The sequence below is a fragment of the Candidatus Pelagibacter sp. IMCC9063 genome (assembly GCF_000195085.1).
Classification (GTDB): domain Bacteria; phylum Pseudomonadota; class Alphaproteobacteria; order Pelagibacterales; family Pelagibacteraceae; genus IMCC9063.
On sequence record NC_015380.1, the window covers coordinates 288,396 to 300,981 of the forward strand.

Below are 12,586 nucleotides of genomic sequence, written 5' to 3' on the forward strand. Positions count from 1 at the left end.
AAAAATATTTTAAATAAAAAAGAATTTCCACTAATACTTGGTGGAGAGCATTCTATTACACCAGGTATTATTAAGGCATTTTCACAAAAATATAAAAAAATAACCATCTTACAAATAGATGCTCATGCAGATTTAAGGGATGGTTACGAAGGAGAAAAATTTTCCCATGCCTCTGCTATGAGAAGATGCTTAGATTACAAGAATATAGAAATTGTTTCTTTTGGAATAAGAAATTTATGTAGCGATGAATACAAATATTACAAATCTATACCCAAAAGAATGAAAATCTTTTGGGGAAAAGATATGGAAAACTGGAATCTTAGTATTCTTAAGAAAATGATTAAAAATAAAAATGTCTACATTACTTTCGACCTAGATGGATTTGACTCAAGCTTAATGTCGGCAACTGGTACTCCTGAACCGGGAGGTTTATTTTGGAATGATGCTATGAGAATATTGAAAATTACTTCTGAAAATTCAAATATAGTAGGTGCGGATATAAATGAGCTAGCCCCTAAGAAAAACCTACATGCATGTGACTTTATTGCGGCAAAATTAGCTTATAAAATACTATCTTACAAATTTAGAAAATAGTTTAAATATTTCTTAGATCAGATTCTTTCCATACAACACTCACAGAAGCTCCTCCCAATTCTGAGTTTTTTTTAAATAAAACTTTTGCATTCGTTCTTTCTAATAAAGTTTTAGATATAAAAACACCAAGGCCAAGTCCATTTTTATTTGTATTAACGAAGCTAGACCTTATGTAAGGGTCTCCTAATTTTTGTATCACATCCAGAGGAAAGCCAATACCATCATCATCGATATTCAAACAAATTGTTTTATTGTGGCTAAATACTTTGACAACTACTTTTTTTTTACAGAACTTAATAGCGTTATCGATAATGTTTTTTAAAGCATAAATAATTTCTATTTTTCTATTAACAAAAATATTACTTGTGAGTTTGCTATCCTCAATTTCAATATGTTTAGAAGGTAGTAGATCAAAAGAAAAAACAACTTCTTTAATTAAATTTTTAAACGATATATTTTCTATAAAACTGTCCTGTTTATTGGGATCCATAGACAAATCCTTTAAGATTGTTTTGCACCTTTCTATCTGTGAGCTCAAAAGATCAATATCACTTTTATATTTTTTGCTATTACCAAGTTCTTTTTGAAGGTCTTCTACTACCAGGTTGATTGTGCCTAATGGCGTACCCAACTCGTGTGCTGCAGCTGCAGCTAGGCCACCCAATGATTTAAGTTCTTTTTCTTTAGACAAGGACTTCTCTAATTTATTAAAAGCTGCGTTTCTTTTTTTAGCCTCTGCAGCAATAGAATAAGCGTAGTTGCCTAAAAAAATAACACAGACTGTTAAGGATGACCACAATCCAAATAAATAATAGTCTGGTATAATAATTCCTGGCCCTGGTAATGGCTTATGTTGAGTTGCAAGAATAGAGATTGATAAAATTGAAATTACTGCAAGAAAAATACTACTTCTTTTGGACAAAAATGTAACAGCAATAGTAGAGGGAACTACCACCAAAATAGAAAAAGGATTTGTTAGACCCCCCGTATAGTAGAGAAGAAGTGATAACTGCAATACATCATAAAGAACACTAAGAGTGACCCAAAAATTATTCAATCTTTGTGTATTTTTTAGAAAAAATCCTAAGTAAACATTTAACAAAATGGAAAATAGGATGACAGTGAAACATTCGAAGAATGCAAATGAAAATCTATAATAAAAATATATTAAACAAACAGCAAACAACTGTCCTATAATAGCTATCCACCTAATATTGATTAAAATTTCTAATTTAATATTTTCTTGGCTTAATCCAAAAATATTTCTTAGGTTCATTTTAAATGTCTAAATTATTTACATTGATTGCGTTGGTATTAATAAAATTTTTTCTTTTAGAAACGTCATCTCCCATGAGAATGTCAAATATTTCAATGTCTTCTGGAGAAGGAGATGTTTCTTCACTGCCCTCCATTGCCAATTTATCACAAGAGGAAGAATAATTTACTTTTAACAATGTGTTGTTTTTTGGATCTAAAGTAGTATTCCACAATTCTTCAGGGTTCATTTCTCCTAATCCCTTAAATCTCTGTAAAGTATATTTTGCTTTTTCCATTTCAAAACTATTTTTAAACTCTTCTGAGTTTTTTTTCATAGATTTTAAAACAGCAGAATTGGAAATAATAAAATCTTCTAAGGCCTCCTCATTTTTAATATAAGTAGATTTAGATCCTTTAGTCATTTTATAAAGTGGTGGTTGTGCAATAAAAATTCTCCCTGATCGAATCAATTGATTAAAGGGTTCATTGTTAAAAAAGGTTAACAGCAATGTTCTGATGTGGGAACCATCAACATCGGCATCGGTCATGATTACAATTTTTCCATATCTTAAGTTTTCGATTTGAAAAGGGTCAAATCCTGTTCCCAACGCATTAATTAAAGTAATGATTTCGTTGGAGGATAGCATTTTAGCAAAAACTTTTTTCTTTTCAGAAGAATCATTTTTTTGCTGAACATATGTATTTAAAATTTTACCTCTTAACGGAAGAACTGCTTGAAACTCTCTATTTCTAGCTTGTTTGGCGGATCCTCCTGCAGAATCTCCCTCAACTATAAAAAGCTCTGCCATTTCTTTATCATTTGTCTGACAATCGGCTAATTTTCCTGGCAAACTTGTAATATCTAAAGCGCTTTTTCTTCTAACGCTTTCTCTAGCCTTTCTTGCCACCTCTCTAGCAACTGCAGCCTGTATTATTTTTCCTATAATAATTTTTGTTTCTTTTTGGTGTTGATCAAACCACATTGATAGTTGTTCGCTTGCAATTGTTTCAACGACTGGACGCACTTCGGATGATACTAGTTTTTCTTTAGTTTGAGATGAAAATTTTGGATCAGGTACTTTTGCAGACAATACACAGATCAATCCTTCTCTAACATCATCTCCTGAAATCGCAACTTTCTCTTTTTTGGCTAAACCATTGTCCGTCACATACTTATTAATAAGTCTTGTGATGGCATTACGAAATCCAAGTAAATGTGTTCCACCATCTTTTTGAGGTATGTTATTTGTAAAGCACATAACTTGCTCGCTATAAGTAGCATTCCAAACCAAAGAACATTCCACTTCAATATTATTTTTAGTTCCAATAAAATATATAGGGTCATCCAATACCTGCTTACCTGTATCGTTTTTTATTTTTTCTTTATTTTTGTTCAGATCTATAACAAACTCTTTAATCCCACCTTCAAATTTAAATTGAAAAATTTGTGGTTTAGATTTTCTTTGATCAATTAAATTTATTTCCAAACCTTTGTTTAGATATGCTAATTCTTTTAACCTTTTTTCTAAAATACTTATTTGAAATTTTGTAGACGTAAAAATTTCTGTAGAAGGAGAAAATGTTAAAGTAGTTCCAGTTTCTTCCGAACTTCCTATCTCTACTAAAGGCTTAACAACAGCTCCATTTTCAAATTCAACAAAATATTTTTTCTTCTCTCTTGAAATAGTTAGTTTCAAATTTTTAGATAGAGCATTAACTACGGATACACCGACACCGTGCAATCCCCCTGAAACTTTGTAAGTGTTGTGGTCAAATTTACCTCCTGCATGAAGCTGAGTCATAATAACTTCTGCAGCAGAGATTCCTTCTGATTTGTGGATATCAACTGGTATGCCTCTACCATTGTCTGACACTGTTACTGTGTTGTCTGCATTTATAAAGACATCTATCTTTGAACAATGTCCTGCCAACGCCTCATCAATAGAGTTATCTACTACTTCAAAGATCATATGATGAAGACCAGTTCCATCATCCGTATCACCAATGTACATTCCTGGTCTTTTTCTGACTGCGTCTAATCCTTTTAAAACTCTGATAGAATCTGCACCGTAAGATTCAGGTTTTTCAATTTTTTTTAGATTTTTGCTCATTTTTTTGATTTTATAAGAAGATCTATTATAGCATTTTTATTGGTAAAAATGGAGGTCTCAATTAAGCTAAATCTATAAAAAAAGCTTTATTATCAATCACTTGAAAGATATTTTTCTTGGTTCCAGTGTACCATGCTTGGGTCTCAAATTTAGCAACTTCTGTAAAAAAATTCTCCATATTCTTTTCGTCTATATGTGAAGAAATTTCATCAAATAACAAAATAAACTGAATATTCCTTTGTTTATACATCCAGCCAAACGCCAAAATTATACTTAATAAAATTGATTTTTGTTCGCCTGTGGAACAAAGTTCCGAATTTAAATTTTTTGTACGGTTAAAAAAAGTTACCCTGTCTGTATTGGGACTGAAAGTATTTCTTTTAATTGAAGTATCTAAACTTCTATTGTTAAAGAAGATTTTTTCTATCTCAATAATACATTTTTTTTCATCAAATAGATATTTTTCTAATTCATTAGATATATTTATTTTAAACCTACTGAATAACTTTAATTTCTCTTCTGCCAATATATTTAAATCTTTAATTTTTTTTCTTCTCTCGATTAGAATTAAATAAAAAAGAATAGCCATTTTGCTTTCTACAATAGAGATCCATTTAATATCATGACTATTTGTTAAAAGGGCAATGCGTTCTTCTGATAGTTTTTTAAAATCTGATAAATACCTACTAAAGTCTTGGTTTAAATTTGAAATAATTTTATCGATAAATTTTTTTTTAATACTTCCTTCCTCATACATAATTTTGTCCATGTGAGGAGAAAGCCAAATAAAATTAACTAAATTAGCAATTTGCAAGTTAGAGCTTTTTTTACTATCAATAAAAAAGTTTTTGCTAATCTGATCAGCTTGTTTATAAATTTTATAGGATATGTTAGTAGAGTAATTGCTTTGCTTTAACTGGCACTCTGCTTGAGCAAATTCGCTTTGAATGTTATTTTGTTTTTGTAAAAAATTTTCCAGTTTATTGGCCCTCATTCCCTTGGAGTTAGAAAAGAAAGATAAGGATTCTAATAGATTAGTTTTTCCAATTCCATTATTCCCATGAATAACGATATTGTTGCTTGGAATATTTTTTTCGAAAAGAGTGTGTGACTTAAAATTTTGTAATTTAATTTTTTCAATAAAAGCCATTGAGCATTAGACAACTCTCATGGGCATAACAACGTATGTGCTATCAGGGTCTTTTTGGTCTTTGATAATAATGGGTGATGTTGCATCTTTTGGCTTTAAAGTAATATTTTCATCTTGTATGCAATTGGCAATGTCCATTAAGTATCCAGAGTTAAAACCTATTTCTAAGTTATCTCCTTCATACACAGCGCTGATTTCTTCTATTCCTTCTCCTGAAGAAGTATCATTTATAAAAAACCTAATCTTATGATTTTCAATATTAATTTTGATCACTCCTTTTCTGTCTGCTGATAAAGATTTTATTCGGTCAACAGCACTTATAAAGTCGGCTACATTAGCTAAAACTTCTTTCCTGGTATCGCTAGGTATTACCTTCTCATAGTCTGGAAATTTTCCGTCTATAACCTTGGAAATAAGGACAATATCTTTAATTATAAATTTAATTTTTGATCTGACAGACAAAATTTTTATTGGAGTATCCGGCTCGTCACTAATTATATTAATAATTTCAAATATAGTTTTTTTCGGAAGAATAACTGGATGAAATTTTTTATTTTCATCTACGGTAATTTGTGTTTTGCTCAAACGATGACCATCGGTAGCGACTGCAATTAATTTTGAGTTGTCCTCTTCTGGTTTGTGTAAATAAATTCCATTTAAATAATGCCTAGTCTCATCGTTAGAAATAGAGAATTTAGTTTTATTTAATAACTTTAACAAATATTTTGATTTAACTTCCAAGTAATCACTTTCAATTGAATCTTCTAGGATTGGAAATTCACTTGCAGGTAAGCATGTTAAATTAAAATCTGACTTTCCTGAAATTAACTTTAGTCTTTTATCGTTTTGCAAATTTAAATGAATGCCCGATCCAGCTGGAAGTTTTCTTATTAGATCATACAGTACTTGGGCCGTGGTGGTAGTTGATCCTTCCTTGATAACATCAGCATCAATTTTTTCTGTTATAATAATATCTAGATCGGTTGCAGAAATTTGTATTTTATTATCGAATGCTTCTATCAATACATTGGCAAGAATTGGAAGAGTATTTTTCTTCTCTACCACTCCCTGGATATGATTTAAACATTTTAAAATAATATCTCTATCTATTTTAATTTCCATTTAATTATTTTTTAAAATTTTATTACTAATATCCTGAACCTCATATTCAAATTTTTTATCAGCATTCATAAGTTCTTCAATTTTCTTAATCGCATGAATAACTGTTGTGTGGTCTCTTCCAGTAAACTTTCTTCCTATCTCAGGTAGTGACTTTGTGGTGAGTTTTTTTGCCAAATACATGGCAACTTGTCTGGGCCTGGCAATGTGTCTGGATCTTCTCGATGATAAGAAATCTGTCATTGGTAAATTATAGTAGTGCACGACTAATTTTTGAATGTCTTCCACTGTTACCACTGACTGCATATTACTTAGCAAGTCTTTTAATATAAGCCTAGCATCTTGAAGGGTTGGAACTTTGTTTTGGATTCTAGAAGATGCGATAATTCTATTTAGAACTCCCAACATATCTCTAATACTTGACTTGAATTCATTTGCTATAAAACTTAATATTTCATCACTAATTAGAACTTCTTTGCCAAAATAAGTTTCTTCAGTTTTGCATCTGTTTTTTAGAATTTGTAATCTCAGTGCTATATCAGGAGGCTGAATATCAACAACCAAGCCTCCGGAAAGTCTTGACTTAATTCTATCTTGAATCCTATCAAGATCATTTGGAGATCTGTCACACGAAACAATAACCTGTGACTGATTCTCCACTAAGCTATTAAAAGTATAGAAGAATTCTTCTTGGGTTACTTCTTTGCCACTAATAAATTGAATATCATCTAGGATCAAAACATCTGCATTTCTAAAAACATCTTTAAATTTCTGAGTATCTTTATTTTTAATAGACTTAACAAATTGATACATAAATCGCTCTGCTGACAAATAGATAATTTTTTTATCTGTTTTCTTAAGTTCATTGCCTATGGCATTCAGTATGTGTGTTTTGCCTAGTCCAACCGATCCATAGATGAACAGAGGGTTGTAATGGCCCAATGATTCAGAAACCCTTTTTGCAGCTGAAAAGACCAATTGATTACTTTCACCAACCACATAGTTGGAGAAGGTTAGTCTATGATCTATTCTATTGGATGCATAACTTGAATCTTTATTGTCTATTACTTGCGTTCCAGTTTCAAAATCTACTACATTTGTCGATATCTTTTTGTCCACATAAAAGCTTTCGTGAATTTCAAACTGAATTCTAGTAACAGAACTATCTAATTTTTGGAAAAAGTCTAAAATTTTGTCTGCATAATGAGAGACAATCCAATCTCTAATAAATCTTGTTTTAACTATTAGTGTAAGTGAATTGAGCTTTACTTCTTTTGCCTCAACATTCTGGATCCAACTTTTAAAAACATCCAAACCATAAATTTCTTTTAATTTATTTTGAACATCAGACCAGTTTTTTTTAAGGTCGTTGTTGTCTTGTAGTGCTGAGGTGTTTTCCATATTTTTTAAAGATCGTTGTTGTATATGAAGGTGATAATACTGCAAGAATTTTTTTAATTAAATAAAAAAAATAATTTTCTCTCATAAAGTGAAGTCCAAAAAACAATTTTTAAATCAACCAAGACTTGTTTAAAAAAAAATTAAAATAACTTTTGCTCGTTATAAGGGTGGTCTGTTTTTCTATTGAAAAAATACATAGGTCTGCTTTTTTTCTCAGCACAACTAGTAGATAAGGTAAAATTTTTAATACTACTTTTTAATCGTAGAAATTTTTTTAGATATTCTTGATATTTTTCTTGACGCAGTTTTTCTTTTTATAGATCCTTTTTTAGAAACCTTCATCAACTGAGATTGGAAGGTAGAAAAAAATTTATCAATTTTGGCTTTATCTCCGCTTTTAATTAGTTCTTCCATCTGAGTAATGGCACCTTTATATTTTCCAATACGCACTCTATTAATTGCGGTTTTTTTCTTAATTACTTTAGTTTTTTTTTTTGCAGATTTTGTATTAGCCATAAACGCCGCAAGGTATATAGCGCCCTTTATATATGGTCAACTACTATTCTACCTGACACTTTGTACAAAAAAAAGTTGCCCTACTGCTTATTACGGATCTTTGGATTATCCCCTTGCAACTACTCCTTGGACATCCCTGACCCTCCTTGCCATAAACCTTGAAAAAGTTTTGAAATTGTCCAGATTTCCCCTCCGAGTTGTGAAAATCTTTTATAGTAGAGCCTCCAAAAACAATAGATTTTTTTAGAATTTTTTTAATAGATTTAATTAATAAAATAATTTCATTGTCTTTTATTTTAAAAGACATTCTTCCAGGACTTATTTTGGATATGAAAAGCGCTTCATTTACATAAATATTTCCTAAACCACAAATAAAAGATTGATCCATTAGGGTATTCTTAATTGATTTTTTAAATCCCTTTATTCTTTCTTTGAAATAGCTAAAATTTAAACTTTTAGAAAGAGGCTCTACCCCTAAATGAATGAGGTGAGAAGATCTCAAAAGCTCCTGTTCTGTATAAAATTTAATAAAGCCAAACCTTCTTGTGTCATTATAAATCATGACATATTTTTTAAAAAAAAAGTATAAATGGTTATGTTTATTAATAGATGAGTTGGAGGAATAAAAACTAGTATCTAGCAGTGTGTTATTTTTACCTACTAGTATTCTTCCTGTCATTCCAAGATGAATAATGAAGAAAGTTTTATCCGAAAGATGAAAAATTAAATATTTAGACCGTCTTGTTATTTTTTTTATTTTCTTTTTAACAACGTTTTTTCTAAAATTTTTATTTATTTTGTATCTGAGACTATAATTTTTTATTTTTATATCTGTGATATACTGATCTTGTACATATTTCTGCAGTGTTTTTTTGGTAATTTCTACCTCTGGCAATTCAGGCATAAAGAATAAGCTACTATAAAATTATTAATGTTTTATATTTGTATATATTAAAATGAAAACTTCAAAATTAAAAAAGCAAATTGTAAAAAGTGTTTTTGATAAAGTTCATGATGAATATGATGTTATGAACGATGTGATGTCTCTTGGCTCTCACCGATTGTGGAAGAAAGAATTTGTTAAATTGATGAATGTTCAAAAAAATGAAACTATACTAGATATGGCTTCTGGAACTGGCGATATCGCGAAACTCATTGCCAAAAATTATAATTATACAAAAATAATTAGGGTAGATTCTAATTATTTAATGTTAAAGAAAGGCACTGAATCTTTTAAAGTTAATAAAAAAATAAGTGAAGTATGCTCTGCTGCAGAACAGGTTCCACTTAAAAGTGAAAGTATAGATATCTACGCCATCAGCTTTGGAATCAGGAACACGTTTGATGCAGAGAGGGCTACGCAAGAAGCATACCGATTATTAAAAAAAGGCGGCAAATTTATTTGCTTGGAATTCTACAAGGTAGAAAAGCCGATATTAAAGGAGCTATATAAGCTTTATTCTAAAATAATTCCCTCTGTTGGACAATTAATAGTTGGTGATAAGGGCCCATACGAATATCTTACTAGCAGTATTCAAAAATTTTATACTCAAGATCAATTTAAAGAAATGTTAAAACAATCTAAATTTAAGAATGTAAATTATATTAATTTGATGGGTGGAATTGTTTCTATTCACACTGCCTGGAAAATTTAAATGCTTCAAAAACTATACAGCTTATTTAAAATTGGAAGAACTTTAGCTAAAGCGGATGCTCTTGGCTATTTTGAAGAAATTTATGACCCCCCTCTATTAATTAAGATCTTGTTCAAAGTATTGGGATTTAGTTTAAATTCACGTAAACAAGATTTAAATATTCCCTCTAATGAGAAATTTGTTAATGCGCTAAAGGGCCTTGGTCCAACTTTCATAAAGCTTGGCCAATTTTTAGGAACACGTCCGGATATTGTTGGTGAAACTTTAGCTAAAGACTTGCAAAAATTGCAAGATCGAATGCCTGCATTTAGTCTTTCTATAGCCAAGGAAAGTTTAAGGACAGAACTGGGTGAAGAAACCTTTAAAAAGATCTCTAATATTTCAGAGCCTATTGCAGCCGCGTCAATAGCTCAAGTACATTTTGCATCTATTAACAATAGTGAAAAGCAAGTGGCTATAAAAATTTTACGTCCTAATATTGAAAATATTTTCAATAAAGAGTTAGAAGCTTTGATGCTGCTTGCTTATTTGGCAGAAAGTTTTTTGCCAAAAACTAGAAGACTAAAACTTGTTGAGGTCATTCATCTTTTAAAAGAAATAACTAGTATAGAAATGGATTTAAGATTTGAGGCAGCGGCAGCTAATGAGCTAAAAAATAATACAAGTAACGACCCTTTTTTCAAAGTTCCCTCCATATATTGGGATTTTACTAGCAAAAGAGTGCTAACTTTAGAAAAAGTTGAGGGAATACCCCTTCGAGAAATTGAAAAAATTAACTCCACAGAAATTAATAAAAAAGAATTAGCTAAATCTGTTATTCAAAATTTTTTAAGGCAAGCTGTCGGCGATGGTTTTTTTCATGGTGATATGCACCAAGGAAATCTTTTTGTTGATTTGGATGGTAATATTATTCCGGTAGATTTTGGTATTATGGGAAGACTGGATAAGAATAATAGAAAATATTTAGCAGATATTCTTTATGGCTTTATTGAAAGAAATTACGAAAAAGTTGCGGAAGTTCATTTTAAGGCGGGTTTAGTTCCTCAGAATGAATCAAAAGAATCTTTCTCTCAAGCTTTGCGCTCCATTGGTGAACCAATATTTGGCCAGTCTATAAAAAATATATCTGCTGGTAAGCTTTTGGCTCAATTATTTGAAATAACTGAAAAATTTAACATGACTACACAACCACAATTGTTACTCCTACAAAAAAATATGGTTGTTGTAGAAGGTGTTGCAAGATCCTTAGATGATGATGCTAATATATGGGATATATCCAAACCTATTTTGGAAGGTTGGCTCACAAGAGAAAAGGGTCCCAAGGCTATAATAGAACAAGCCATTCATACTACCGATGATATGGTAAGTAGGCTTCCTGAAATTCCTAAAATTATGGACCAGGCCACTAAGGCTTTGGAAGTTTTTATTTCACGTTCTGATGCTAGCTCTTCTGACCCTACTATCGCCAAGAATTTAGAAGTAGAAAAAACAAAACTCAAAAATGAGAAAAATTCATTTATTATTAAAATATTAGTTGCTGTAGTGGTTGCTCTATTAATATTTAAATAAAATCTATGGAAAGTTTAGACAAAAAAAAGATACTACTCATTATTTCTGGAGGAATTTCAGCCTATAAAACATTAGATTTAATTAGAAATTTAAAAAAGAGAGAGTGTGAAATTAAAACAATCTTAACAGAGTCAGCTAAAGAGTTTGTTACAAGCTTGTCTATTACATCTTTATCTCAGAATAAAGTTTACGAGAATCATTTTGACGTAAACAATGAACTAGAAATGGACCATATAACGCTTTCTAGATGGTCAGATATTATATTAATAGCGCCAACTACAGCCAACTTACTTTCTAGACTTGCAAACGGATCGGCTGATGATTTTATTTCGACAGTAGTATCTGCTTCCAATAAAGATATTTTTTTAGTTCCAGCTATGAATGTTGAAATGTGGAACAAGCCAGCCACAAAAGAAAATATAAAAAAATTACATAGCTATAATTACAAGTTTATTGGACCAGATAGTGGTGACCTTGCTTGTGGTGAGGTTGGTGAGGGCAAAATGTCGTCCATTAATGAAATTGAAAAAACTCTTGAACTTTATTTTATAAAAAAAAATAATAGCTTTAAAAACAAAAAAGTCCTTGTAACTGCCGGACCAACCAAAGAGTATATCGATCCTATAAGATATATTTCTAATGAATCTTCTGGTAAACAAGGCTACGAAATTGCAAAGAAGCTCCTTGATGCAGGATTTGACACTACGCTAGTAACTGGCCCGACTAATATAAATTATCCAAAAGAATTAAAGGTTATCAAAGTAATTGCTGCTGAAGAAATGCTACAGGCTTGCCAAAAACTATTGCCTGTAAACATTGCAATATGCACCGCTGCTGTTGTTGATTTTTCACCAGAATATAAAAAAGAAAAATTAAAAAAAATAACATTACTAATCATGATTTAAAATTGTCAGAAAATATAGATATTCTTAAATTTCTTTCTAATCAAAGTGAGCATAGACCAGGATTGGTTATTGGCTTTTCAGCAGAAACTGAAAATGTGTTGGAAAACTCTTTGAAGAAACTAGACAAAAAAAAATGTGATTGGATCATTGCTAACGATGTATCTGATAAATCTATAGGGTTTAATTCAGATAATAATGAGATAACTATAATTTATAAAAATAAAATGACAGAAAAAGTATCCAAAACATCAAAATCTGAGATAGCAAGTGAAGTGGTGACTCGAATTATAAAATCTTTAGGAGATTAGA

Annotated in this window: 10 protein-coding genes and 1 pseudogene; 4 read left to right on the plus strand and 7 right to left on the minus strand. The window is 30.6% G+C overall.

Annotation, left to right across the window (positions count from 1 at the left end; all coding sequences use genetic code 11):
- Positions 1 to 6: 6 nt before the first annotated feature.
- Positions 7 to 594 (plus strand): agmatinase family protein, encoded by a 588-nt coding sequence (locus SAR11G3_RS07780; protein WP_315861710.1) that lies wholly within the window; start codon positions 7 to 9, stop codon positions 592 to 594.
- Between the two features lies 1 nt (position 595).
- On the opposite strand, the gene SAR11G3_RS01460 is transcribed toward SAR11G3_RS07780, so the two are convergent.
- From SAR11G3_RS01460 to mutM, 7 genes are all read right to left on the minus strand, one after another.
- Positions 596 to 1,870 carry an ActS/PrrB/RegB family redox-sensitive histidine kinase gene (locus SAR11G3_RS01460; RefSeq protein WP_013694958.1) on the minus strand — a complete coding sequence of 425 codons (1,275 nt, stop codon included), beginning with the start codon at positions 1,868 to 1,870 and terminating at the stop codon, positions 596 to 598.
- A gap of 1 nt (position 1,871) precedes the next feature.
- Entirely contained in the window at positions 1,872 to 3,962 is a 2,091-nt protein-coding gene (locus SAR11G3_RS01465) for a DNA gyrase subunit B (RefSeq protein WP_013694959.1), read from the minus strand.
- A 61-nt stretch (positions 3,963 to 4,023) separates the two neighbouring features.
- The gene (locus SAR11G3_RS01470) at positions 4,024 to 5,112 is read right to left on the minus strand and encodes a DNA replication/repair protein RecF (protein WP_013694960.1); all 1,089 of its coding nucleotides are present in this window, start codon (positions 5,110 to 5,112) and stop codon (positions 4,024 to 4,026) included.
- A 6-nt stretch (positions 5,113 to 5,118) separates the two neighbouring features.
- Entirely contained in the window at positions 5,119 to 6,234 is a 1,116-nt protein-coding gene (gene dnaN, locus SAR11G3_RS01475; protein ID WP_013694961.1) for a DNA polymerase III subunit beta, read from the minus strand.
- Positions 6,235 to 7,632 (minus strand): chromosomal replication initiator protein DnaA, encoded by a 1,398-nt coding sequence (gene dnaA, locus SAR11G3_RS01480; RefSeq protein ID WP_013694962.1) that lies wholly within the window; start codon positions 7,630 to 7,632, stop codon positions 6,235 to 6,237.
- 249 nt (positions 7,633 to 7,881) lie between these two features.
- Positions 7,882 to 8,148, minus strand: a complete 267-nt coding sequence (gene rpsT, locus SAR11G3_RS01485) for a 30S ribosomal protein S20 (protein ID WP_013694964.1) — start codon at positions 8,146 to 8,148, stop codon at positions 7,882 to 7,884.
- Between the two features lie 43 nt (positions 8,149 to 8,191).
- Positions 8,192 to 9,052, minus strand: a complete 861-nt coding sequence (mutM, locus tag SAR11G3_RS01490) for a bifunctional DNA-formamidopyrimidine glycosylase/DNA-(apurinic or apyrimidinic site) lyase (protein WP_013694965.1) — start codon at positions 9,050 to 9,052, stop codon at positions 8,192 to 8,194.
- A 52-nt stretch (positions 9,053 to 9,104) separates the two neighbouring features.
- Between mutM and SAR11G3_RS01495 the strand changes: the two genes are divergently transcribed.
- The 3 genes and pseudogenes from SAR11G3_RS01495 (at position 9,105) to coaBC (ending at position 12,585) form a co-directional block, all read left to right on the plus strand.
- Entirely contained in the window at positions 9,105 to 9,803 is a 699-nt protein-coding gene (locus tag SAR11G3_RS01495) for a ubiquinone/menaquinone biosynthesis methyltransferase (protein WP_013694966.1), read from the plus strand.
- Entirely contained in the window at positions 9,804 to 11,372 is a 1,569-nt protein-coding gene (gene ubiB, locus SAR11G3_RS01500) for a 2-polyprenylphenol 6-hydroxylase (protein WP_013694967.1), read from the plus strand.
- A gap of 5 nt (positions 11,373 to 11,377) precedes the next feature.
- A pseudogene (gene coaBC, locus SAR11G3_RS01505) lies at positions 11,378 to 12,585 on the plus strand (bifunctional phosphopantothenoylcysteine decarboxylase/phosphopantothenate--cysteine ligase CoaBC).
- The last annotated feature ends 1 nt before the right edge of the window (position 12,586 follow it).